This window comes from Shewanella sp. 125m-7 (genome assembly GCF_052977045.1).
The window spans coordinates 1-25,590 of sequence record NZ_JBRILQ010000053.1; the positions used below are offsets into that span (position 1 = coordinate 1).

Consider the following 25,590-nt stretch of genomic DNA (forward strand, 5'->3'; position numbering starts at 1 on the left):
ATAATAGAAAGAAAACTAAATAATAATTTCATCCTTAAAACCTTATATTGACTCAAAACTTGTGTGAAGCACTAACGCCGCAATATGGGGCGCATAAATGCTTGGCTAAAATTAGCGACGAAGAAGCGCAAGCCAAGCGTTTTGCGTCCCTTTCATAATTGCCTTGTTAGGCATTAAAGTTCATTTTTGCCGTCAAAATAAACAATTTCAAGCTCTCTTGGTTCAATGTTTTCCACGCACCCTAAATTAACTCTAAACTTGCCGGGATCATAAGAAGTATCGTGAAACGGATAAATACCACACGACTTACAAAAATAGTGATTTACATCGTGATCGCCCCAATGGTAAGTAGCAAGATTTTCCTGACCACTTAACAATTTGAATTCGTTTGGTTCATAGCTCTTTTGGGACATGATTGCATTTTTACGCAAACATATAGAACAATTACACTGCAACGCAGATTTGATTTCTTCACTTTTAAACTCAAATTGAACAGCCTTGCAATGACAACTACCTTTATATTTCATATTTTTATTCCTTGTAGTAAAAATCACGACCACTGTATATAAAAACAGTTTAAAGGTAAAGCCATGCGAAAGATGCCTAACGTCTTAGTATTTGTACGTTGCGCTGTCTGCAAGGCACAAATCGCTTGTTGGACTTGGCCGATGCCACATCCAGATTAGTTGGTACACTTCATGCAATAGGGATTTGCTTTTTTTGATGCTGGGACTGGGCTGTAGAGCAGGTCGACAACTGATATCGGGTGGATTGTAAGCTTTTCATTCAAATTCCTTTCTCATACTTGTGTTCCTTCACATATCTTTAAGTCTAACTGATTCAAAGTCGGTTAGACACTCAATTGAAGCTTATTTAGGCTCCGCGCAGCGGCTTAGTTCAACATTTGTATAGTGCGCATGCGCGTTTACCTCATTAGACCAGTAAAAACGCGCACAACTAATCAATTGAATTTATTGGGAAAAACAAAATATGGTTTAATAACCTTTTAGAGAAAACGCGCATGCGCGTTTATCAAAGCTGTTATTTAAATCAACACCAATATAAGGCATTGATGTTACAGCACAAATATTCCCCCTTCAAGCGTAAACGCGCATAATTTACACAACGTTTCCCTGAAAAACCGAGCAAAGTAGATAATACTGTATAAATAAACAGTTCAAGAGAACTTCTCATGACAACTAAAAAAAGTCCTTTTTTGACTCAAGTTAGTGAACATATGCGTATGCGCGGCTACAGTATCAAAACAGAAAAAGCATACTTGTATTGGATTAAAGCTTTTATCAACTTCCAGCAAAAGCGTCACCCAGAAGTAATGGGGCAAGTTGAAGTGACGCAATTCCTTAGTTTTCTGGCTAACTCACGTAATGTCGCGATTAATACACAGAAAGTGGCGCTCAATGCTCTTGTGTATCTTTATCATAAACACTTAAAACAAGATCTAGGCGACTTGGGGTTTAAATATGCCACCAAACAAAGACAGTTGCCTATTGTGCTATCAACCAAAGAAGTTTCTGAGGTGCTTTGCCAGCTAAATGGGCGAGACCAGCTTATTGTCCAGTTGTTATATGGCAGCGGACTGCGGATTTCAGAATGTTTAAGATTGCGCATTCAGGATATCGATATAGCACGCTGTGCACTCACAGTTAGAGATGGAAAAGGCCATAAAGACAGGCAGACAATCCTCAGTCAAAAATGTGCTATCAAACTACCTGCTTATATCGATGCGGCGCGTGCTATTCAGCTTAAGGATAATACCCATGGTGTCGGCCCTTCTTTGCCATATGCGCTAGAGCGTAAATATCCGAACGCATTTAGACAAGCAGGATGGATGTTCATTTTCCCTTCAACTACTACCTGTGATAATCCATACACTAAGACCCACTGTAGACACCATTTGCATCAGAGTGTAATTCGAAAAGCACTTGCCGCTGCGGTGCGAAAAACCCATATCATAAAACGTGTCACTTGCCATACCTTTAGGCATAGCTTTGCCACCCATTTACTTCAAGCTGGGCGAGACATAAGAACAATTCAGGAGCTACTGGGCCACAATGATGTCAATACCACTCAAATCTACACTCATGTGCTTGGCCAACATTACGCGGGCACGGTGAGTCCGCTAGATAGTCTGTAATATGACGATTACTGAACCAAATAGGATTTAAAAACATATTAAGGGGAGGCCAACGCTATAATCATCAAACTGCAGCTGCCAACTCGTCTCTGGGTATTCACAGCGTCTTACGGCAGTATTTGCACATCCCCCCGCAGCAGGCGATTAGTCACCATGATGTTACAATGTCATACTCGTTACTTGGTAACAGCAGTTCAAGAAAATGTAATCAAGCCAGATTCGAGGCTTAGCACACTTTGAGGTATTTTCAATTTAGAGACCGATCCATCGCTACCTGAATTAAGGCACCAATTATCAAGTGTAGATTCGGCCGTGACCGTCCATGACTGGGCCGCGCTATGACGTCCATGTCACTGCGGCATTGGTGAATCTGTTCACATCAGATGGCATGGCATAGCTTCTAAGGATTGACTTGCAATGATATCCATATCTAATAGCCATTCCATTATCCATGCTTCTCGTTCGTAGCACAAAGCTTCGCTTTACTCACCGTGTCACGGTAGTGTCTGCATATATGCATGTTTCTTCATATCTGATGCATAGGGAGCAGGGAAATAATCTTCATTCAATGGCGGGCTCACTTTTGACTTAATGCCTCACTCAATTTTTGCTTCTCCTCATAGGTCAATTCGGCGCGCTCAATTAACGCCATAATATCTGAGCTACTTGGCTCATCATCACCTTGGAAGATAAGAACGCGTGACGCGTCACCATCAAGCCCGAGTCGCTCTAATTCAAGCTCGGTAATTTGCTCAGTGAGCAGCGCTATATCATCCCCTAGGGATTGGACATGAATTTCAAATTCACCTTCGTTTTGTTCAAATAACACCTCTAACTCATGAGCTTTTCTTTCTAATATTATCGCCTTTGATTCAAGCTTCATTGCATGAGCTTTAATGTCAGCCTCTTTACCATTTAACTGTTGATGCAGTTTCTCTAGTTTAATTTTAATCGCTTGACTCACTTTTGGGTCCAGCAGCAACTTTGGGGTTGCTGGGTGAAACGGCACTCGTTCTAGCATTCTGGTGACGGGCTGTTGTGCATCCTCAGGAAGCTTACTCACTTTTTGTTTAATGCTGTCTTTATCGGCGAGCTCTTGCGGGGTAAATGACATCTCATAGCTTATATCGTTAAAGAGTGTCGTGACATGAGTAATGTCATTTTCATCGGTATTGATCTTGGTGGTTAAGCTGTGCTCCTTTTTGTCGATGACTTGAATATCGGTTGGTGCACTATAGGCTGGTTGAGACAAGGTTAAACAGCTTGTTACGATAGTGATGGCGAGTGGTTTTAAGTTCATATTGTTTCCCTTTAATGTGGTGCATTGATGACTGAGTTGGTGTTGCTTGTTTTGTGTTGACTAGAACAATAAATGCTAAGGCTGTGCCAATGTTGCAAACGCTTTATCACCGCGGGCTTTGACGTATGTGTTGTCGATTATCAAAAAAAAATCAAAAAGATAATTACCGATATGAGCAGGTAACTTGCTGATATGGGGATATTGACTCAATTTGTGTTAGCGTTAATTCAACATAGGTCAGGTTAAGTCCTTAAATATGTAGGATGAAAGCCGCACTCTATGTATCGGACGGCATAGGACGGCGCTGGACCTGAGTGGTTAGGCTTGGTATCAATCTTGTATACCTGCTGTTATACCTACTTGGTGTAACAGCCATGAATCAAATTTGAGATAGGCAAATATAAGAGCAAATTATGTCGATAAAACGCTATGTGTTTATGTTGTTTGGAGCGCTGATCCTATTGCTGGCGATGAGTCAGTTGTTTGTGGCGCAGTATTTCAAAACTCAATTACAAGCAGAGCTTGAGCAAAGCTCAAAAAGCCTGTCAAAAAGCCTAGTGAGCGTGGTGATTGAAAATGCTGCAGAGTTCGAGCGTATGGAGTTTGCATTTCCCGAGGCGCCAGATGCTGGATCTGAGCAGGGTTTTGAATTAGGTTTTGAATTTGACTCTGATTTTGACTCTGAATTAGCTTCTGAATTTGAGCCGGGAAGCAGCGATTGGTTTGAACATCGCGAGCTTATCAACGAAAAGTTTGAACAGGAGGCTGAACGATTAACAGATGAAGCCGAAGAAGAGGTGGATAGTCAACTTGAAGGGTTAAATAATGATATAGACCAGTTAGCATTTGAGCTCGCTAATGGCGTGTCACAGGGCGGTGAGTTACAGCATATTACTGACGCATTTAAGGCTAAGAAAGCCGCGCTTGAACAAAAGGTTCAAGCGTTATTAGCCAAAGAACGCATGTTAGTTAAGAGTAATCGCGACAACATGCAGCAATTGCGGGAGCAAGCCGCACGTGAGTATCAACAGCGGGTAGAGCGCAGCCTTGAGAACATAGAGATCCATACCGATGAATGGCTTAAAGACGGTAGGGTGCTGATTATTGAAGGCGCTACAGCTGAGCATGTTGATGGAGAAGATGTGCTGGTTCACGATATCAGTAATGAGGAACGTGGCCAAAGTAACGCGCTGCAATTTAGGAGTCAGCGTACTGTCGAGCTGCCAAGTGGCGGCGCCAACTATCTGCTTGAGCGTTTTAGTGAGTCGGTATTATTGGCAATCTTACTGACCAGTGTGATGGCACTATTATTGGCGTATTGGCTAAGTCATCACGTGACTGAGCCTTTGACTGAACTTGCTGGTGGCCATAAAAAGTTGGCTGAGGGGCAGTTTGGTATACAGCTTAAGGAGCAAGGCGTAAAAGAGCTGAAGCAGATCTTAGCGGGCTTTAATCGTATGAGCAGGGCATTAGCCAAATTAAGTAAAAAAGAGCAGCAGATGTCGCAGCAACAGCACCTTGCCGATCTTGGACAGATCACCCGCGGTATCGCCCATAGCTTGAGAAACCCTCTGCATACGTTGGGGCTGTTATCTGAGCAGAGTACCTGTACCGAAGCCCTTGCTGAACGAGAGAAACTCAATAGCAAAATGCAACAAAAAATCGCCTTGATGGATAAAAGTATTCAATCATTGCTAACGCTTTCGAGTAATGAAGTGGCTCGAGATAAAGCGGTGCCGTTAAATGCCATTATTCAAGATATCTTGTTAGAACTGTCAATAACCGGGATCAAGCCTAAAGTCATGTTTGACTCACAGTCTACAATCTTACGTGTTAATGGCGCTGAGTCTGAGTTAAGAAGTATTCTACATGCGGTGATGATTAATGCCGTTGAAGCTGACCCTGAGGCAAAGCAGATAAAAGTTGAGCTAAGCCAAGATGAACACGCTAAGCGAGTGACGATTACTGATTGGGGCAAAGGGATAGACCCTTTAGTTAAAGATCAGATATTTAAACCCCATGTGACCAGCAAAACCGAGGGCTCAGGTATGGGGATTTATATTGCTAAGCGATTAATCGAGAGCCATTATGATGGTGAAATCCAATTTGAAGATAATCCCCAAGGAGGCACCATAGTGACACTCATTTTTGGTCTTGGTGCGCAGCAACCAGAGCAACAAGCCGATACCGCGCAAGGAGAACACTTATGAGTCATGCGCCTTTGCAGATTTTAGTCGTCGAGGATGAGCCGGATCAACGCGAGCTTATTTGCCAAATTTTGGCTGCAAATGAATATCAAATCCGCAGTGCAGCAAGCGTTGAAGAAGCCATCTTATCGATAAAAGAGAGCGTGCCAGACCTCGTGTTTTCAGACTGGAAGCTTGGACAATTGACCGGCATGGATCTGCTGAGCTACGTGAGACGAGAATACCCGGATCTTGGCTTTATTATCGCTACGGCTTACGGCACGATCACCCATGCGGTAGATGCCATGCAGGCGGGAGCAGATGATTATCTGTCAAAGCCATATCAACGCCAATCACTGTTGATGGCGATAGACAAAGTCGCTAAGTCATTGACACTTAAACAGCAAAATCGACGCCTAGCCTCAGAGCTATCTCAGCAACAAGAGCTGGTGGGCTTAGTGGGTAAGGCGCCCTGTATGCAAAAAGTATATGCCCGTGTACAACGGGTGAGCGCGACTGATGCCACGGTGCTGATTGGCGGAGAAAGTGGTACTGGTAAGGAGCTCGCTGCTCGGGCTCTGTATCAATTGTCGAGTCGACAGCATAAACCCTTTGTTGCCATTAATTGCGGCGCTATTCCTGAAAGTTTGGCTGAGTCTGAGTTATTTGGTGCTGAGAAGGGGGCTTTTACCGGTGCGAATACCTTAAAGATTGGTAAGCTTGAGGCCGCGAATGGCGGTACCATTTTTCTCGATGAAATTGGTGACCTGCCTCTGCTGCAACAAACTAAGCTATTGCGATTTTTACAAGAAGGGGTGATCTCACGTCTTGGACAAAATGGTGAGATAAAGTTAGATGTCAGGGTGATCGCTGCGACTCACCGAAACCTTAAGCAAGAGGTGGAGCTGGGTAACTTTAGAGAAGATCTGTTTTATCGATTGAACGTGGTTCCCATTGATATGCCACCACTTAGAGCGCGTCGAGAAGATATTGGCCGACTCATTGAGCATTTTCTCAAGATCCACGGTGGTCAGTACGGGGTTGAAGTCGTTAAGTTAAGTGCTGAAACGATGAAATCACTGCTGGATTATCCTTGGCCTGGTAACGTACGAGAGCTGTCGAATCGAATTGAGCGGTTTGTGCTGCTCGGTGATGAACAAGAGCTCGTTGCCGAATTACAATCTGGCAAGAGTACAATTAACCCCAATCAATTTGTGCTACCCGTAGATGGTTTTGAGTGGGAAGCATTTGAGAAAGATTGCTTACAGCAGGCGATGGCACGACATGATGGCAATCGAACTCAGGCTGCAAAACAATTGGGGCTGAGTTATAAAGCGTTTTTGTATCGCTTAGAGAAGCATCAGTTGGTCTAGTGGGGACAGGACAACGACTCATTTGAGTTTGTGCGTTTGTGAGAGCGTTAATGTGGGATTGATAGGCGCTGAGCCATGGCTTATGGCAGGGCTCATTGACTTAAATGAGCCCTGTGATTTAAATCACAGGGCTGGGTTGCCTTGCCTACTCTTAAACTACCTATTGTCTGACTGCGTATTGCTAGCTGCGTATTGATAACTGAGTATTGCTAAACTAGGGGCTGTTAGTTAGGCGTCGCCAGTCCTGAAATAATCATCAGCGCCACAACAATAAATACAACCCCAGTGACTAGGTTGATGAACGGGCTGGCCCTTTTCATTTTCAGTTGAATTTTGGGTTTAGATAACACTACTGCAATAAAGCTAAACCAGAAAAAAGACAAGGCAAACAGTAATATGGCTGCCATGCCCTTGGTGGTAAAACTAATTTGTGGTGTGATCAGGGTTGAAAATAGAGTGATAAAAAACACTAGTGCTTTGGGGTTTAAAAGATTGGTATACAGCCCCTGCATAAACCCTTTATAAGCAGTGACGCCTTTGCTTTGTGCTGTTTTCTCAACCGACACCGGATCTTTCCAATGTTGCCATGCAGCTTTTACTGCGCCTACCCCCATCCACGCTAAATAGCTTGCGCCTGCGAGCTGAACCAGAGTGAATAAGAAGTTTGAGCTTTTAATGATTAGGCTGACGCCCGTTAAACTGAGCAGAGTGTGACCGAGAATCGCCACCGCAATACCAAGTGCAGAGGCAACCGCTGCGGCGCGAGACTCTTGAGTCGCAAGGCGAACGACTAAGGCAAAATCTGGCCCGGGGCTTGCGAGTGCAACGAGATGAATGACGGCCAGTGAAATGAGTAAATGATAATCCATAGTATCTCTTAGTCTGAGTCTGAGTATTAGTATTGCTTAGTCTGAGTATTTATCAGTATTTATCAGTATTTATCAGTATTTATCAGTATTTATCAGTGTTGCTCATGTTTGTTAGAGCCCCAATTGGTTTTCTGTCTGAAGCGTGATTGAAACACCAGATGATAAATTTTCTCTCGAAGCGCTAAATTAACACGATTGTTATAAAACAGGTCGTGAATTGTCGGTAAAATTGACCCATAATATAAGCCGATTTTATGCCTACGACCATTGGAGCGCAGAACGTGAAAGGACAGATCTTAAGAGAAATGAAGGTGCTTAAGGCGATTGATCCCGCTTTTGAAATACAAAGACGGGTTGCATTTATTAAGTCAAAGCTTAAGCAGTCCAATACAAATTCTTTAGTTTTGGGGATCAGTGGTGGCGTCGACTCTTCACTGGCCGGGCGTTTGTGTCAGCTTGCGATTGACGAGCTTAACGGCGGCTCAGAGGCAAACCCATATCAGTTTATTGCCGTGCGCTTACCCTACGATGTTCAAAAGGATGAAGATGAAGCGCAGCTAGCTTGTCAGTTTATTCAACCTTCAAAACAAGTCACGGTAAACGTAAAGCTTGGTGTAAATGGTGTACATAGTGAAACCGTCGCTGCAGTTGAAGCGGCAGGTATTACCTTGCCAGAAGATGACAAAGTCGACTTTGTAAAAGGTAACGTAAAAGCAAGAATGCGTATGGTCGCCCAATATGAGATCGCGGGGTTAGTGGGTGGTTTAGTGGTTGGCACGGATCATAGTGCTGAAAATATTACCGGTTTTTATACAAAGTGGGGTGATGGTGCTTGTGATTTAGCGCCATTGTTTGGACTTAATAAGCGCCAAGTGCGTCAACTGGCGGCCTACTTAGGCGCGCCCGAGTCGCTGGTGGTTAAAGCACCTACGGCTGACTTGGAAGAGGGCAAGCCGCAATTAGAAGATGAAGTCGCGCTAGGCTTAACCTATGAGCAGATTGATGACTTTTTAGAGGGTAAACAGGTCAGCAGTTTTGTTAATGATAAGCTTGTTGGTATATACCGCGCGACTCAACACAAGCGAGAGCCGATCCCAACGATTTATGATTAGGCTCATACGGCTTAGCGCTGCATATGGTTTAGTTTCGATAGCGATTCGATGTGATTGATAGATGAAAGGCGCCCTAGGCGCCTTTTTCTTTCGCTAATTTTTATGAGTCGCTTTAAGAGCCTGACTTAAGAGCCTGATTTAAGAGCTTGAGTCCAAGAGCTGGCAGCAAAGAATACTGCGATGATTAGCTCAGCGGTGGCAAGTTTAATCTACTTCTTAATTGATCTATTTGCAGATTCGGAAATTGGCGGTAATCGAGATACGGGCACACATAGAGAGCTTGAGTAAGGTGTTTACTGATGTACGGTGTTAGCAAGCTACATTGCTGCTCAGATAATTGCAGGCTCTGTGCACTTTGCTGGCCACACACAATATGTAGCTTGGCATCTGGCATTAATTTAGTCGCACCGATACAGATAGATTCGTTTTGTTTTAATAATTGATCATCGCGATAGTGTTTCCAGTTGTTATCACCTACCGATATTTTAGCCATTATGGTTAGAATTTTTCGCCAATGATTACCGTTACTGTCGATAAGGCGTTGTATTGCATCGATAGAGGCATAATGCCAGTGACTATCGAGTGCTGGTGGTGTAGGTAAATAAAAGCAGGTACTGGCACTGGCGCTGCCGATTAGGTAATTATGTTTATTCAATTTATGCCCTTATCTTTACCCGTTCGTATCAAAAACGTGTAAGTTATCCTTTATTATTAAGCTATCTTTTGTTATCGAGTTCACTTTTATTATATTGCTTGTTTAGGATGAATAGCGACGCATGAAAGCCATTATTATCGGATCGACAAAACACCTCGCCTTTGCGTTGTTTTATGCGTCTTTAGGCACTAGCATTACGCTAATTGCCTTGGCGGTATGGTTTTTAAATTCACGCCCCGATCTATCGTTTTGGCATACTACCGATTTAACCTCTGAATATCGCGTAAACAGCAATCTTAATCGTTTCGATGAGTATATGGCGCTTGAAGATAAGCTTTTTGCCGAGCTAGAAAGTAAAGTGTATCAACAGCCGAGCGACCCACAGTCTTACGATATTCTCAATCGCTATGTGAAAGGAAGTTATTCCGATCCGGGGCTCTGGATACAAGATTGGAATCGCAGCTATGAGTGGCCTAACGCTGACGCCGAATATGGCGTGCTTCTGTTACACGGTATGTCTGACTCACCCTACGCCATGTCACATTTTGCGAACCATTATAAAGATAAGGCTCATGTACTGGGACTTAGGCTACCAGGTCACGGGACTTTACCCTCGGCACTCACCAATATTTATTGGCAAGATATGGCTGGGGCAGTGGCACTTGCAACCCAACATATGAAAACAGTATTGGGTGATAAACCGTTATATTTAGTTGGTTTCTCTACAGGCGCGGCGTTGGCGCTTAACCATGAGCTTGAGCGCCTTGCGGTTGAGAAAAAGGCTGATTATGCGTCTATGGTACTTATCTCTCCGGCTATAGGCTTACCGCCCGTTGCCGCAGGTGCGTGGTGGCAGGCAAGGCTCGGCACAGTACTTGGATTAGATAAGTTGAGCTGGAATAGCATTCAAGCGGAATACGATCCGTTTAAATATGGCTCGTTTGCCGTGAATGCAGGTGATGTTGTGTACCAGCTTTCGATACGAAATTTGGAGCTTATTGAGCAACTTGGAGCAGAGCGGTTAGCTGGGTTACCACCCATATTAACGTTTCAGTCCTTAACTGATGATACCGTTGATACCCGTGCTGTGGTCAACCGTTTATACAATCAATTGCCAGCGGGTGGTCATGAGTTAGTACTATTTGATATTAACCGTACCAAAGTGAACTTGAGTCTTATTTTAAATGATCCTCTGCAACCTTATCGACAGATGATGGCTGACGGCGAGTTTAATTACGACTTTACTTTAATTGAAAACCAGAGCCTTGATAGTCGCCAAATTCAAAGCCGTAGTATCAATGACGCTAGCATAACCCCACTTTCACTGAGCTGGCCTAAGCAGGTTTATTCACTGTCGCACGTAGCCTTACCATTTCCTAGAAGCGATGCACTGTATGGCCCCATTTGGGACGCAGATAAGCAACACATTCAGATAGGCACAGGGGCCTCTCGTGGAGAGAGAGGGGTGTTCAGTGTGTCCGCGAGTGAAATCATGAGACAGAAATGGAATCCATTCCATCGTTATATGCTCAGTAAAATGGACGGGACAATTACGCCTTAATTTTTTCGGTCATCATTGGTTCTTCTAATGTGCTGAATACCAGTTTATTACGGCCACTGTGTTTGGCTTGATAAAGATTAATATCCGCCTGTTTGACCCAATCTTCCAGTGAGGCGCTAAAGGTTCCACTTCCTATGACAGCCCCTATGCTGGTGGTCACCTTAAATTGTACATTTTCATGCTGATTGTCGATTAGCGTGTTTTCAAGTCTTTGCCTAAAGTGCTCTAGATGACTTTCAATTTTTAGCGCATTACACAGTGGCATAATTAATAGAAATTCTTCACCACCATATCTAACGATAATATCTGAATCTCGCTTGAAATCATCATTGAGTAACTGAGCGACTAAATTAAGCGTGAGGTCTCCGCTGTCATGGCCATAGGTATCATTAATGTACTTAAATTTATCAAGGTCGAGTAGGGCAATTGCTATGACCTCATCGCTTTGTTGGCAGAATTCTTGAACTCCCTTAAATTGCTCTTCCGCATAGCGGCGATTGTACAATCCCGTAAGCGGGTCTTTTTCGGCCAATGTTTTTAGTTGGCGGTTGGCGTCCTCGAGCTCTAAAGTTCTAATCGCGACTTTTTCTTCGAGTTCAAGCTGATAACTAATAAGTTGGCTTTTACTTTGCTGTAAGCGATTAAATAAAGAATACACTTCTTGAGGTGACTCTTCATTTACCGCATATTCGAGATTATCACCTTCAAGGCTAGTGCTGAACTTATTGGCGATATTTTCTAAGGGCAGAGTCAGGCGCGCACTGATCACTCGTGAAATATAAATGGTGATCAATAATGAAATAAGCAGTATTGCAAACGTGGCCAAGTACATGCTTTCGACCAACTCTACCAATGGCCTAAAAGGATTAAGCACAAATAATTGCCAATCATTGCTGAGCGTCGCATTCGCATAAACATACTCCGGCGCCTTATTGTCGCCGTGGCTGATATTAAGCATTGGCAGAGAGGTAATATAGTTTTCGCTAGGTTGTGAGAAGCTAAATTCGCTCAAGGGCGCGATATCGAGTCCATCTGAGGCGTAAATCACTTTTCTATTTTTATCAATGAGCACAATGGACTGGTGCAGTGAGTCAGTGTTGAATTTATCAACCTTTTTAAATTCATTTAAATTGAGTGAACCTTCGATAATACCTATCGGTTGATGAGGGTTGTTGGCTGGGTAAACGGGCGAGCTAATGGCAACGATAGGATCATTACCAAAGCCTTTACCTAAAAACGGTGGTGATATATAAGCGCGTTGGTTTATATAGGATTCGATAAAATAGTTTCTGTCACGGATACTAAACTTTTGAGGATTAACAGTGCCATTGGTAAGCAAGGACGCGGGACTCGCGGCAATGACGTTGCCTTCGTCATTGGCGAGCAACATGGTAATAAAGCCTGGGTAATTATTATGCAGCTTGCTTAGTAAGATCTGCTCTTCAACCTCTCCGTGTTTATTTAAACTAAGCCAAGCGGCGGCGTTGGATATCGCTTGGATATGTGTGTCGAGGTATGCTTGAGTCGATAATCCAAGATGATCTGCAGTATTTTTTATATTGGTATAAAGCAGGCTTTGTTGGCGTTCAATAAATTGGTTATTGAAGAGCAAGGCTGCCAACAGCAAAGCGATGGTAATGACGAGGGTAAAGGTATAAGTGAGCTGAGCATTGAAAGTTCGTCGCTGCCTGTCTTTAACTTTATCGGCAAAGTGCCAGAAGGGGGGGCTTAAGATAATTAACAAGGATCCAATACAGGCATAGACCAAGCCGTTGATCCCTTGCTTTAGCGCAATAAAGGCGATGTGGCTACTGGGTAGATCTGTAAAGATAAAGATATAAAGATAGAACAGGGGCATACCGATAAATAGCCAAAAGCAAAAACTAGCATATAAAGCATAAATATCTTTTCTTCTTGCGAATCCTAGACAGAGTGCTTCAACGCCAAATAACAGATATACATGAGGACTATCCCAAGCGATCATTAGCCCTGAGACGGTAATCATTGCGGTATAGAGAGCATACCAAGGCCCGAGCAGTATTGCGGTAACAACGTAGGATACATTGCCAAAGATTAACTGGATGTTAGCAAATAAGTGTATCGGGTACAGGTTGATGACTAAACCGATTAAACCTAACGTGGAAGCTAACAGAAATTTATTTTTATCGATATTTATCAATAGAGCGCGCCTTTCTCGTCAGTTGCTATACCGCTAGCGATTATCAATTGTCTCGTTAGTTACAATTTATTAACTTTGTTAAGGGATAGCAACGTCTAACTGTCTATCTGTTGTTGGGTGAGTAAAAAAGCAGCAGTTGCGGTGGTAAGGTTATTTAGGATAAAGGGTAAATTTTAAGATTGAAAAAGCAGAAAACGTTAAATATTGCTATATGTCCGATCTTGCTCACAACCTTGGGAAGTCATCGAGTTCTCAGTCAGCTTTTGTTCAAGCTTAGGGCGATATTTAAGGTTCAGTTAAGGTTAATTCATATCATAGTACGCATGGCTGTAAAGTAATTAAGTCTTTAATTTATTAGGCAGCTTTAACAAAAAAAGCCTTAACAGTTCTGTGACACCACAAACATTAAGTGCGATAACTCCGTATTAAGGAATGCATATGAAATATTTAACTTTGGTTGCTGCGTTAGCGTTTTCTGCTTCAGCTATGGCTGTAAACTGTACTGATTGCCATGAGACAATTAATGTTGAAGAGCATACAGAGATGGAAGCAAGCATTGCGACTTGTAACGATTGTCACGATATGGCGAGCGCTCACGAGCTAGATACAGAGATCCACACTCCAGAGCTTACAATGAAAGAGTGTTCAGACTGTCACGAGTAAAGACTCGACAGTAATAAAAGCGCTGTAATATCAGCGCTTTTTTATGTCTATTCTGCAATTATTAATTGGTATTACTTTTAAGCTTTGTATTTTAAGTAGTGCAGAAACAAAAAAGCCAGCTGATTAGCTGGCTTTTTTGTTTAATTTGGTCGGGATAACAGGATTTGAACCTGTGATCTCTTGTCCCCCAGACAAGCGCCTTACCGGACTAGGCCATATCCCGAGATATTCAACAGAACACGTTATAAACTACTTATAACAAAGGGGGAATTCTGAAGAGCCAGCACTTTATCAAGACATTTTTGATTGCGCAAGCTCTTCATGAGTTATTGGTATCCGTTTGTTTAGTTTGTAATCTCTAATGGATGTAGAGTCTACGTCCTTCACGCATTACTTCAACGAGCTCTGGGGCGCTTAACTTCTTCTTTAACCGCTTATGATATTCACTGTCGTAGATCCGGTATTTACCATGACGGTCAATAACGGTGATTTCGTTCTCTTGGTAAATAGCAAAGATACGGTGGTCGCCAACGTAAACCCAGGTTTTATCACTAGGTTGCATTAGACTTTGATCAGAACTGTAATCAGAGGCGGGATTAGTGCAACCTAAGGTTTGAGTCAAAATAGCAGGTACTAAACCATTGTGTGTAGTACGATATTTTATCTTTTTAGCGGATTCTTCATTTGGCCAATGAATAATCATCGGCACGCGAATACTATCGGGAGACAGGTTAACCCTAGCTTCATCGGAGTTACTGGTAAACATCTTACCGTTAATACCTGTAATGACTACCAAAGTGTCTTTCGGAAGCGTGCTCACCACCTGTTCAATCTGCTTATCGATAAAGTTAAGCGACTGTCGATATTGGTTAAATAAGACTTTTTCTGCTGGTTTTAACTTTACTGATGCTTGGACCGTTTTGATACCTAAGAAGCCAATGGGAGTGTCATAGCTTTCTGGTGACTTTAGGTTGAGTAAGCTAAACCAAGGCTGAGCCGTTGACTGTGTCCACCGTTTCCAATTTACCACGGATTGAAGATCAGATTTGGCATAACTGTTGATATGTTCTGCGTTAACGCGCGTAAAGTCGTTATATATTGCTTGCGGCTCGGCTAAGCTATCTTGGGTGGTAAAGAGTCCTAATTGATAGCCTTTCGCCTTGAGTTCTTGGGTTAGTACCGGGCTCTGAAAATGTAAGTCTACAGCGTTAAAGTAACTACCTTGCAGACCATAAAGCAGGCTAAACATACCACTGCCGAAATGATTGCCACCACTGAGGTGTTCAGTAAAGTCGATATTGTTTTTAGCATAAGATGCAAGGAAAGGCATGGTAGAGCTATCAACTAGATCGGCTCGTAAGCTATCAACAGCGATGATCAAAATGTTTGGCAGGTTATCAGCACTGCATTGCATCTTTGATAATGGGTATTTGAGACTCGCCTTTGGCGGTATTTGGCTATGATGGTCTTGAATACCTTCAATACCATAGCTCTCCATTAAACTCTTAGCTGTGGCAGGGTAAGATAAAGGATAAGCGTCATCGAAATGGGTTATTTCGGTGACATCAGCGGCGTCACCCCAAATATGTATTAGGTGGCTGGCAACAAAGCAGGCTCCAACAATCACGACGATACGATTGCCAATATTGCGTTTACGGATTTTTTCTATGCGCTTCCACAGAAAATTGGCCAAGGTTAATTCTATCGCCAAAATGGCAAGAGGTGTGATGATGTATGAGGTGCCACGTAGTAAGGCATTTAAATCGGCCCAAGCGAGATCAAATACAAATGGACTTAAGTGAAGACCATAATCATCATAGATCACCGTATCATAGAGCAGTAAGCACAAGCTCAATGTCGCCACTATGGCGGCATAACCCCTGAGGACTTTTGAATAGGGTAACAATAAGGTGACGGGGAAAATAAACACCAGATAGACCATAAACGCTAAGAAGCTAAAATGACCTATAGTGCTAATCACTAAATAGCCCCAGCCAATAAATGATTCGGGAAGCCCGATGGTATCGAGATACCGATAGCCGACAATAATGGCAAGTAATCCATTAATAAAGGCAAACCAATGCCCCCAGCTTACTAAGCGTGAAACGCGATCACGTCCAATCTGTTTTTGTCGCTCGACCATGTTGATCCATTTATTGTTTAGGCATTATAAAGGCTAAAACGATTTGTTTAGCCTTTACTTATTCTGCTTAAAATATGTGTATATTATTTAGATTTGACTGACTGCAACAATGCTTTAGCAAATTGCTCTGCAACCACTTTACGCGATTCAGCAGGCACCTTATTTTGCAATAGGTGAGTGACACAGTTGCCTAATGCCATCAAGCTGAGGTCTGTTGGAGATTGATGCTTTGCTAGCACTGCAAGTAATTCAGCAATAATAGACTCAACTTGAGTATTAGAATATTTAGATTGAATAGCCATAATTAAAAAGGTTCACTTTAAATCTTGATTAACTCCATATAATAACGGATTTCTTGCAGAAGCTCCGCACTTTTATCTTACTTTTTGTCGTGCGGCGATCTGGACGCTATGATTGAGGGCTGTTTGTAGCTTAAATGTTGGTTTAGCTTTTACCTACAACAGCCTTTTAAAAAATATCGCAATCCAGTTTATGATTGTTATGATTAGTCAGTATAAAGCTGATTTGTAAGTTATTTATATGATTCATGCTGAGTGAGAGACGATGGGCTTAGGCATGAGTTTAACCTTGTCATAACGTTCCAAATTGAGCGTTGCTTCACTCAAGCAAATATGGATTTATTGCCGCTCTCTGGTATGATAGCGAGCATTAAGCTTGGTATCGGGAATTCGCTTTCCGTTATCAATGACTGAATATTAATTTATACATTAACAGCGTGAGCCAAGGCTTACGCTCCTTGCCAAATTTTATCGAGGCTCAATGAGTATTAACGTCGAACAAGCAATTATCCACTCCATTTCTCAAGATGGTGAAGGTCAACTTAGTTGTCGATTACGTCCGCAACCTTTGCTAAATAGCCAAGCGGTTGAGGCGATGCTAGAAGAGTTACATCAAACCTACACGACAAAAGCGGGTAAGGGTTTTGGGCATTTTGGTATTAGCGGTGAAGACGGCGAAGCAAACACTAAGTTTGAAGAAGCGTTAACGACTTATCGCAGCGGTGAGCTAGGTTTTGTTGAGTTCTCGGGTATTGCGGGTAAGTTACTGCAAGAAGAATTAGCTAAGTATGACTTTAGTACTGGCGGGTTCTTGCTGTTATCTTGCTACACCTATATGACAAGTGATTACCTATATGTGTCTTTGCTTAACGCAAAGTCATCAATGACGGTACTCGATGATATGGAGTTGTCGCAAAATACCCATTTGGATTTAAATAATGTCCAACTTGCTGCGCGTATCGATTTAACCGAGTGGCAAGCCGATCCCGGATCTAAAAAATATATCTCTTTTGTGCGAGGCCGTGCGGGTCGCAAAGTCGCTGATTTCTTCTTGGACTTCATGGGCTGTGTTGAAGGGGTTAATATTAAGGCTCAAAACAAGTCGTTAATGAATGCCGTTGAAGACTTTGTTGGTAACAGCGAGTTGACTAAAGATGAACGTCAACAGGCTCGTGAGCGTGTATTTGATTATTGTACTGAGCGCTGTGATGAAGGTGCATCGATTCAGATTAAAGATTTAGCCGATGAACTCGCAGACCAAGGTATGGACTCTTTTTATGATTTTGCTCAGGGTGGCAATTATGAATTGGAAGAAGAGTTTCCTGGTGATAAGCCAACATTGAGACAGTTGAAGAAGTTCTCTGGCACAGGTGGTGGCGTCACATTGAGTTTTGATGGACAGCATTTAGGTGAAAGGGTTATTTACGATCCAATCTCCGACAGCATCATTATCAAAGGTGTACCAGCCAACCTTAAAGATCAATTAGATCGTCGTCTAAAAGGCGAATAATCGTTACGGTAGTTTTTATATCAGTAGAATGTGCATTGTTACATAACCGCCGAACCATTAGTGTTCGGCTTGTTCATTGCAAACTACTGCAATTATTAAAGAGTCAATTTAACGACTCTAATACCAATTGGTATCATTCAATTCATTCATCCTGCGGCCATTGCTGCATGGACTATGGCAGGTAGACTGTTTTTCTACCTAGGAGCGCAAATGCAACTTTTTGTTAAAGATTTAACCGTTATCGATTTCTCATACCTGTGTCCAATACGTGGCATGGTTGGTGAAAGTTGGATTGTTGATGTGCTGCTTGACGGTGGTTTAGATGAGCAAAATATGGTGCTCGATTTTGCTAAGGTAAAACGCACCATTAAAAATACTATCGATAATGTGGCCGATCACCGTTTATTGGTACCAACGGCCTGTGATGCAGCGCGTTGGCAGCAGCAAGGTGATAGGGTATGGATGGACTTTTCAAGTCAACAAGGTGATATTCACCTAGCTTGTCCTTCACAAGCATTTGCACTGATCCCGAGTGAAATCATCGATTTTGACAGCGTGAATAAGTTTCTGCAGCAGGCATTAACAGAAGTGTTGCCTGCGAACGTAGAAGGTATTTCGTTAACCTTAAGAAACGAAATACATGATGCGCCATTTTACCATTACAGTCATGGTTTGAAGAAACATGATGGCAATTGTCAACGTATTGCTCATGGGCATCGTAGCCCAGTTACAGTGTTTGAAAACGGATTAGCGGCGCCAAAATGGGATGAGTATTGGGCTAAACGTTGGCACGATATTTATCTGGCTACGGTAGACGATCAGGTTCCAGTCGGTTCGTTGGAATTGTCTCCACAGACAGTGGTGAACGATGAGACGCACTGTGGCTTTCATTACCAAGCACCGCAAGGTGACTTTCAGCTAGCCATGCCTAAACAGCGTTGCGATATTCTTCCCCATGATACTACCGTTGAGTTATTGGCTGACTACATGGCGCAAACGCTATCTGAAAAAGTGCCAAGCAGTGAATTTAAAGTCATCGCTTACGAAGGTGTAGGTAAGGGCGCTATTGCGAGCCGAAAGCCTGTTAGCTAAGGATTAAAGGAGTCACTTTGAGACCATTTACGCGGATTGTTTTGACTAGCATATTGAGCAGCTTGGCTTGTCAAGCTAGCGCACAAGTTCAGCTTAACGGGGATTTATCCCAAGGTGCACTGGTGCGAGCGCAAGTACAACCTGGCACTCAAGTTTTCTTAAATGATGAGCCAGTGTTGGTGAACGAGCAAGGTCAGTTTGTTTTTGGCTTTGCCCGGGAAGCCGAGCTTGAGCAAATGCTTAAGCTGGTGTACCCCGATGGACTGACCCAACTTAAGCCGTTAACAATCAACCAGCGTCAATACAATATTCAACAAGTCAACGGGATCAGCAAGACGATCATGAAGCCAGATCCTAAGGCTCAAGCTCGTGCGGCAAAAGACGCTAAACAGGTTAAAGCGGCTAGGGCTCAATTTACTCAAAGCAACGCCTTTAACCAAGTCTTTGTCTGGCCCTTAACCGGCCGAATTTCTGGTGTGTATGGTAGCCAGCGTGTTTACAACGGTAAACCCGGCACACCGCATTATGGGGTCGATGTTGCGGCAAAAACAGGTACGGTTGTGGTTGCTCCCGCTGATGGGGTGATATCACTTTCTGTTCCAGATATGTTTTACTCGGGCGGCACCATGATTATCGATCACGGCTATGGTGTGAACTCAAGTTTTTTGCATTTGAGTAAGCTGTATGTCAAAGAGGGCGATATTGTAAAGCAAGGTGATAAAGTCGCTGAGGTTGGCTCAACGGGTCGCTCGACAGGCCCTCACTTGGATTGGCGTGTGAACTGGTATCAGGTGCGACTCGATCCAACCACCATAGTGCCATCGATGAAGAGTGTATTGGCTAAAGAGAAAAACCAGTAGTAGCCATCGCTGTAAAAGCGCAATTTAATCCATAAAAAAAGCAGTCTTAATGACTGCTTTTTTTGTGACCGCAATTGCTAAGCGTTTATTTTAACAGCTGATTTTGACAGCTGATTTTAATAACTTAGTTGAACAGCTTATTTATAGCGTCTTTTCCACTTAAACAAGACTGAGTATTTCCAGAGGTTCTTTATCATAAAATAACCGGCTAATGAAAAAACGCCCGCAAACACGATACAACCTAGTAAAAATGGTGGGCCAATTGTTTCAAGCGACGCTTGGATCCATTGCCAACTGGCCTCAAAATTAAAGGCTTGTGGCTCATGACCGAGCAAATTGGCTCCTAACAGGTAGGCCATATAAAACATGAACGGCATGGTGATAGGATTAGTGATCCATACCAGCGCCACCGCAAGCGGTAAGTTGACGTTAAATAAAATGGCTAACGCCGCGGCCAGTACCATTTGAAATGGCATAGGGAGCCACGCAACAAAGAGGCCCACTGCAAACGCACCGGGAGCCGAGCGTCGATTCAAGGTCCATAAGTTCGGTTTTAGTAGCAGATCACCAAACATGCGCAAGTGTTTATGATCACGCAATGTTTCGGGTTTGGGCATAAATTTTTCAATAAATTTTTTTGGCATAACTTCAATTTGCTGTCTTAACTTAATTCACTATGAATCGATTTATGTGCGGCTACGGCATTACTATTCTATCAACGATGCTTTGGCCATCCTTGGTTGACCTATACATTCTACCTTTATTGGTCTTAGTGATTATTACAGTCTATAAGCGTGTTCCATTTATTGCCGGAAGCTTATTAGCAATAAGCTGGTTTAGCATTTTTTATTGGTTATTAATGGACTGGAACACCGGCGAAAATGTCGAAACATTGAGTGTTGAGGCCGAAATCATATCACTTGTTCATACAAACAGCGACCGGATTAGTATGGATATCGTGCTGATTGATTCAATTTCACCCCATGTCATGAGCCGCAAGTTGAGATTGAGCTGGCACAATCCGCCGTTAGTCGTTGCTGGGCAACGTTGGCAATTAGTCATAAAGCCTAAACCGATAACCAGTGTTTTAAACCAAGGTGGATTTAACCAACAAAAGCACCTGCTAGCTAAACATATTATAGGCAAAGGAAAGGTGATTAGTGGTCAGTTACTGACAACTAACTTGTCTTATCGCACTCAGCTAATAACAAAGCTTAAATTAGCGCTCACGTCTTATCATAGTGCTGACCTGTTATTGGCGTTGCTTACGGGTGATAAGTCGATGATTTCGTTTGAACGTTGGCAGCAGTTGAGAAATACCGGAGCAGGCCATCTTTTCGCCATTTCAGGGTTGCACCTTTCTGTGGTATCGCTTTGGTTATTAATGAGTTCAAAGTGGATTTTGTACCGCCGCTTTCCTACTGCAAGCCGCCGCAACTGGTTTTACTGTTTAGCGTTATCGGCACTGGGAGCCGTAGCCTATAGCTACCTTGCCGGTTTCTCGGTTTCAACCCAGCGCGCGTTAATCATGTTACTCGCCTATATCTGTTTTAGTGTCCTCAGTCGGCACTCGTCGAGCTGGGAAAGGCTACTCTATGCACTGTTTGTGATCCTATTAATCGATCCGCTAAGCCCATTAAGTGCGAGTTTTTGGTTATCGTTTTGCGCATTGGCAATTATTCTCCTCACAGTAACGCGTTACTTTACGGCTAATAATCGAGTGGCAGTAGCTGATACCGTTACGGAAACAGCAAATAAGATTGCCCCTCCAGAAAAATCGCTATCACATCTGTTTTGGCCTAAATTGAAATCCGTTTTATTGGCATTTTGGGCGCTGCAATGGCGATTAACGTTAGGACTCGGTGTGCTTCAAGCTATCTTTTTCTCAGGGACCTCGTTAGTCAGCCTTTTGGTAAACCTTGTTTTAGTGCCTTGGTTTAGTCTGGTGGTTATTCCTATTGGGTTATTGTCCTTACTGGTGTTTTTATTCGCCACTGGATTTGGGTTTTCTGCTACAGGAATATTCAGTTTAGCCGCGTTAGTTATGGCCCCTGTGGTGAGTTTGCTGGGTTATGCCAGTGAATATAACTATGTTTGGGTTCATCTATCCGATGGGCTTGTCGCTGCATTGATAATGGCCTCTATTGGCATCTACTTGATGGTCAATATAAAGCAGAAATCCTGGTGTTTAGTGTTATCCGTGATGTTGTTGCCGCTAGTCTTGAAGCTGTTATTTATTATCGAAGGAATGGGCGAAGATAAACGTTGGCAAGTGCACTTACTCGATGTCGGCCAAGGCTTATCAGTCGTCATCGAGCGAAATAGCCGTGCCGTCATTTATGACACTGGGGCGCGATACGGGACAAACTTTAGTTATGCACAGCGAGTGCTGCAGCCTTTTCTTAAAAGTAAGGGAATAAGCGATGTCGATTATCTTATTGTTAGCCATGGCGATAATGATCACGCTGGCGGCGTTAATGTCATTCTTGATAATTATCCTGATGCCAAGCTTGTGTCTGATCAATCCTTTAATCAGGCGCGCGCTCGGCTTAATTGCCGACCCAAGATATGGGGCTGGCAAGGCCTTAAGCTGGAGCTATTAGCACCGTTAACGCCCAAAGCTGGTAACAATGGGTCATGCGTAGTCAGAATTAGCGATAGGAGTAATAGCGTATTACTCACTGGGGATATCGAAAAGCAGGCGGAGTTTCGGTTACTCGAAATGGCAGATAGAGACGAATTTGTACTGCAGAGTCGACTATTAATAGCCCCACATCATGGCAGTCGGACCTCATCTACCGAATCCTTCATTGATGCGGTCTCTCCTGAGTTGGCTTTATTTGCCGCGGGCTTTAGAAACCACTATGGTTTTCCTAAAAAAGAGGTCGTTGCACGCTATCATCGACGAGATATTTCAACCTTGACGGTAGGAACACACGGACAGGTTAGTGTGCTATTTGAGCAAGAAACAATGAAAGTTCGTACATATCGTTCAGATTTCGCACCATTTTGGTATAACCAAGTGTTTAGGTTTGGCCAGATTAAAAATCCAGAGTAGAATGCTTCTTTTGCCAAAATGTTAATCTCTCAATGACAACATCTCCTAAAAATGAAGTCTGGACCGTTTTTAAGCGTCTATTAGGTTATTTAAAGCCCCTTAAAGTAGTATTGGGTTTTGCTGTCTTAGGCCTAGTTATGTACGCCCTCGTTGACGCAACATTTATTGCAGTGATCAAACCATTTATTGATGAAGGCTTTGGTGGTCAAGCAGGCCAAGCGGCTCAAGCTGCTGGTGGTGTAACGGGCGGGGTCAGTAGTATCGATTTTGGTACAGGTGACGGTTTTAGCTCTGGTAACGATGTCCTATTGTTGGCGCCATTTGTCGTTATCGGCTTATTTTCACTTCGCGGTCTGGCTAACTTCCTATCGACATATTGCATCTCATACATGAGTGCGCGGGTGATCATGGATATGCGCCAAGAGGTATTTGAGCATTATCTGACGCTACCTGTAAGCTACATGGATAGAGAAAATACCGGTAATCTCATTTCCCGCGTGACTTATGATACGGAACAAATTGCACGAGCATCGGGCAGTGCACTGATCACTATCGTCCGAGATAGTATTACCGTGGTCGGCATGATTGCCATCATGTTCTACTTTTCGTGGAAACTCTCTTTAGTGATTTTAGTGGTTGGACCGATTATTGGTATAGTTATCACTGTAGTGAGTCGCCGTTTCAGAAAAGTATCGAAGCAAATTCAAACCGCGATGGGCGGAGTGACGGCAGCGACAGAGCAGATGATTAAAGGCCATAAAAATGTGCTGTCTTTTGGTGGTCAAGAAACTGAAGCTCAGCGCTTTGCTAAAGTAAACGATCAAAACCGTTACCAAACAATGAAGTTGGCGACGGCTCAAGCAATCAGTCAACCATTAGTGATGATTATTGGATCGTTCGCATTGGCATTTGTTTTATATGCCGCCAGTATCGACAGCATGAAAGCGGAACTTACAGCGGGCACATTTGCCACCATCTTAGGTGCGATGCTCGCGATGCTACAGCCGATTAAAAACTTAACTCGTGTTAACGCTGAATTCCAGCGTGGTATTGCAGCCTGTACTACAGTATTTGAGCTGCTTGATACCGAGCCTGAAAGTGATAAAGGCACATTAGACGTTGAGCGAGTTAAAGGCGAGCTTGCCTTTAATCACGTAGATTTTAGCTATCCTGGGCACGAAAAACTGGCGTTAAATGGCATCGATTTCAAAGTAGAGCAGGGGCAGACTTTGGCATTAGTGGGCCGTTCTGGTTCTGGTAAGTCGACAATAGCGAGTCTAGTGACCCGCTTTTATACCGGGCTTAAAGCGGGTGAGATCACCCTTGATGGTCAAAACATCGATGATTACAAACTTAAGTCCTTGCGAAGCCAAGTTGCATTAGTGTCACAGCAAGTGACTTTGTTTAACGACAGTATTGCTAACAACATTGCTTATGCTTATCCAGGTGTGGCAACGAAAGAGCAGATCATTGAAGCCGCTACATTGGCCCATGCAATGGAATTTATTGAGCCTATGCCTGAAGGGTTAGATACCCAAATAGGTGAAAACGGCGTGATGTTATCGGGTGGACAACGTCAGCGTATCGCGATTGCTCGCGCGATATTACGTAACGCTCCGGTATTAATCCTTGATGAAGCGACCTCAGCGCTCGATACTGAGTCTGAAAAGGCGATTCAGCAAGGTTTAGACAATCTACGTCAAAACCGAACTTCGATTGTGATTGCACACCGATTGTCGACCATCGAAAGCGCTGACCAAATTCTAGTGGTTGACCAAGGTAAGATCATCGAGCGTGGTACTCATGAGTCTCTGCTCGCCAAAGGCGGCGCTTATGCCAACTTGTATCAAATGCAGTTTGGTAGCTAAATGCAGTCCTGGGTAAATAAACTGTGGTATCAAGGTCATCCGCTTAGGTTTGCGCTCTGGCCGTTGTCGCTGTTATTTGCGCTGATCACAGGTTTTAGGCGCTTGCTGTTTCGCTTAAAGGTAAAAAAAGCGCTTAAGTTGCCTGTGCCGGTAATTATTGTCGGTAATATTACCGTTGGCGGTAGCGGTAAGACGCCCACCGTCATTTATCTTATCGAGCTATTTAGAAAGCACGGCTTAAAGCCTGGGGTGATAAGTCGTGGCTATGGCGTCGATATTGAGGGTGTGCGTGCAGTTTTCCCCGGCGATAGCGCGGATAGTGTTGGCGATGAGCCTGCGATGATAGTGGCTCGAACTCACGTGCCCATGGTCGTTGGCGCTAAGCGAGTCGATGCGGCTAAACACTTGTTGGCAGAGTTTGACGTCGATATCATCATTAGTGATGATGGGCTGCAACATTATCAGTTAGCCCGAGATATTGAGCTGGTTATTCTCGACGGTGAGCGCCGTTTAGGTAACGGCATGTTATTGCCGGCAGGGCCACTGCGCGAAGGTGCTTGGCGTTTACAAAGCGTCGACCATGTCATCGTTAATGGTGGCAACGCCAATGCTGGCAACATCAATGTTGATAACATCAATGTTGATAACATCAATGTTGATAACATCAATGTTGATAACATCAATGTTGATAACATCAATGTTGATAA

Annotated in this window: 20 protein-coding genes and 1 tRNA gene; 12 read left to right on the top strand and 9 right to left on the bottom strand. The window is 43.4% G+C overall.

Going from position 1 to position 25,590, the window contains the following annotated elements:
• Window positions 1–173: 173 nt before the first annotated feature.
• The gene (locus ACVBIL_RS18390; RefSeq protein ID WP_447168407.1) at window positions 174–527 is read right to left on the bottom strand and encodes a GFA family protein; all 354 of its coding nucleotides are present in this window, start codon (window positions 525–527) and stop codon (window positions 174–176) included.
• A 665-nt stretch (window positions 528–1,192) separates the two neighbouring features.
• Here ACVBIL_RS18390 and ACVBIL_RS18395 point away from each other — a divergent pair.
• A complete protein-coding gene (locus tag ACVBIL_RS18395; RefSeq protein WP_447168408.1) occupies window positions 1,193–2,155 on the top strand; it encodes an integron integrase in 963 nt (320 codons plus the stop codon).
• A gap of 577 nt (window positions 2,156–2,732) precedes the next feature.
• Here ACVBIL_RS18395 and ACVBIL_RS18400 read toward each other — a convergent pair.
• Window positions 2,733–3,455, bottom strand: coding sequence for a hypothetical protein (locus ACVBIL_RS18400; protein ID WP_447168409.1), 723 nt, complete (start codon window positions 3,453–3,455; stop codon window positions 2,733–2,735).
• A 413-nt stretch (window positions 3,456–3,868) separates the two neighbouring features.
• Between ACVBIL_RS18400 and ACVBIL_RS18405 the strand changes: the two genes are divergently transcribed.
• Both ACVBIL_RS18405 and ACVBIL_RS18410 read left to right on the top strand, forming a co-directional pair.
• The gene (locus tag ACVBIL_RS18405) at window positions 3,869–5,665 is read left to right on the top strand and encodes an ATP-binding protein (RefSeq protein ID WP_447168410.1); all 1,797 of its coding nucleotides are present in this window, start codon (window positions 3,869–3,871) and stop codon (window positions 5,663–5,665) included.
• Entirely contained in the window at window positions 5,662–7,014 is a 1,353-nt protein-coding gene (locus ACVBIL_RS18410) for a sigma-54-dependent transcriptional regulator (protein ID WP_447168411.1), read from the top strand. Before ACVBIL_RS18405 ends, ACVBIL_RS18410 begins: the two co-directional genes overlap by 4 nt.
• Before the next feature lie 224 nt (window positions 7,015–7,238).
• On the opposite strand, the gene ACVBIL_RS18415 is transcribed toward ACVBIL_RS18410, so the two are convergent.
• Complete coding sequence (locus tag ACVBIL_RS18415; RefSeq protein ID WP_447168412.1) at window positions 7,239–7,883, bottom strand: LysE family translocator; 645 nt, start codon at window positions 7,881–7,883, stop codon at window positions 7,239–7,241.
• A 281-nt stretch (window positions 7,884–8,164) separates the two neighbouring features.
• Here ACVBIL_RS18415 and nadE point away from each other — a divergent pair, with 281 nt between their 5' ends.
• Window positions 8,165–8,995 carry an ammonia-dependent NAD(+) synthetase gene (nadE, locus tag ACVBIL_RS18420; RefSeq protein ID WP_447168413.1) on the top strand — a complete coding sequence of 277 codons (831 nt, stop codon included), beginning with the start codon at window positions 8,165–8,167 and terminating at the stop codon, window positions 8,993–8,995.
• Window positions 8,996–9,179: 184 nt separating this feature from the next.
• Here nadE and ACVBIL_RS18425 read toward each other — a convergent pair whose 3' ends face one another.
• Entirely contained in the window at window positions 9,180–9,650 is a 471-nt protein-coding gene (locus ACVBIL_RS18425; RefSeq protein ID WP_447168414.1) for a DUF6942 family protein, read from the bottom strand.
• A gap of 121 nt (window positions 9,651–9,771) precedes the next feature.
• On the opposite strand from ACVBIL_RS18425, the gene ACVBIL_RS18430 reads away from it, so the two are divergent.
• Window positions 9,772–11,211, top strand: a complete 1,440-nt coding sequence (locus ACVBIL_RS18430; RefSeq protein WP_447168415.1) for an alpha/beta hydrolase — start codon at window positions 9,772–9,774, stop codon at window positions 11,209–11,211.
• On the opposite strand, the gene ACVBIL_RS18435 is transcribed toward ACVBIL_RS18430, so the two are convergent.
• Complete coding sequence (locus tag ACVBIL_RS18435; RefSeq protein ID WP_447168416.1) at window positions 11,201–13,390, bottom strand: sensor domain-containing diguanylate cyclase; 2,190 nt, start codon at window positions 13,388–13,390, stop codon at window positions 11,201–11,203. The two genes, ACVBIL_RS18430 and ACVBIL_RS18435, sit on opposite strands and share 11 nt — an antisense overlap.
• Before the next feature lie 438 nt (window positions 13,391–13,828).
• Between ACVBIL_RS18435 and ACVBIL_RS18440 the strand changes: the two genes are divergently transcribed.
• Entirely contained in the window at window positions 13,829–14,053 is a 225-nt protein-coding gene (locus ACVBIL_RS18440) for a cytochrome c3 family protein (RefSeq protein ID WP_447168417.1), read from the top strand.
• Between the two features lie 146 nt (window positions 14,054–14,199).
• Here the strand turns inward: ACVBIL_RS18440 and ACVBIL_RS18445 are convergent.
• From ACVBIL_RS18445 to ACVBIL_RS18455, 3 genes are all read right to left on the bottom strand, one after another.
• Window positions 14,200–14,276 (bottom strand) — tRNA-Pro (locus ACVBIL_RS18445).
• Window positions 14,277–14,411: 135 nt separating this feature from the next.
• On the bottom strand, window positions 14,412–16,196 hold the full coding sequence (locus tag ACVBIL_RS18450; protein WP_447168418.1) for a DUF3413 domain-containing protein: 1,785 nt from the start codon (window positions 16,194–16,196) through the stop codon (window positions 14,412–14,414).
• An 83-nt stretch (window positions 16,197–16,279) separates the two neighbouring features.
• Entirely contained in the window at window positions 16,280–16,498 is a 219-nt protein-coding gene (locus ACVBIL_RS18455; RefSeq protein ID WP_447168419.1) for a YejL family protein, read from the bottom strand.
• Between the two features lie 478 nt (window positions 16,499–16,976).
• Here ACVBIL_RS18455 and yejK point away from each other — a divergent pair, with 478 nt between their 5' ends.
• From yejK to ACVBIL_RS18470, 3 genes are all read left to right on the top strand, one after another.
• Window positions 16,977–18,005: a nucleoid-associated protein YejK gene (yejK, locus tag ACVBIL_RS18460; RefSeq protein WP_447168420.1), complete on the top strand. Its 1,029-nt coding sequence runs from the start codon at window positions 16,977–16,979 to the stop codon at window positions 18,003–18,005.
• Window positions 18,006–18,215: 210 nt separating this feature from the next.
• Complete coding sequence (locus ACVBIL_RS18465; protein WP_447168421.1) at window positions 18,216–19,097, top strand: 6-carboxytetrahydropterin synthase; 882 nt, start codon at window positions 18,216–18,218, stop codon at window positions 19,095–19,097.
• A gap of 17 nt (window positions 19,098–19,114) precedes the next feature.
• Complete coding sequence (locus tag ACVBIL_RS18470; protein WP_447168422.1) at window positions 19,115–19,957, top strand: M23 family metallopeptidase; 843 nt, start codon at window positions 19,115–19,117, stop codon at window positions 19,955–19,957.
• 137 nt (window positions 19,958–20,094) lie between these two features.
• On the opposite strand, the gene ACVBIL_RS18475 is transcribed toward ACVBIL_RS18470, so the two are convergent.
• Complete coding sequence (locus ACVBIL_RS18475) at window positions 20,095–20,601, bottom strand: DUF2062 domain-containing protein (RefSeq protein ID WP_447168423.1); 507 nt, start codon at window positions 20,599–20,601, stop codon at window positions 20,095–20,097.
• A gap of 77 nt (window positions 20,602–20,678) precedes the next feature.
• On the opposite strand from ACVBIL_RS18475, the gene ACVBIL_RS18480 reads away from it, so the two are divergent.
• The 3 genes from ACVBIL_RS18480 to lpxK all read left to right on the top strand — a co-directional run.
• Window positions 20,679–23,015: a DNA internalization-related competence protein ComEC/Rec2 gene (locus ACVBIL_RS18480; protein ID WP_447168426.1), complete on the top strand. Its 2,337-nt coding sequence runs from the start codon at window positions 20,679–20,681 to the stop codon at window positions 23,013–23,015.
• Between the two features lie 32 nt (window positions 23,016–23,047).
• Window positions 23,048–24,883, top strand: a complete 1,836-nt coding sequence (gene msbA, locus ACVBIL_RS18485; protein WP_447168424.1) for a lipid A export permease/ATP-binding protein MsbA — start codon at window positions 23,048–23,050, stop codon at window positions 24,881–24,883.
• Window positions 24,884–25,590, top strand: a 707-nt coding sequence (gene lpxK / locus ACVBIL_RS18490) for a tetraacyldisaccharide 4'-kinase (RefSeq protein ID WP_447168425.1), incomplete at its 3' end; no start/stop codon positions are given.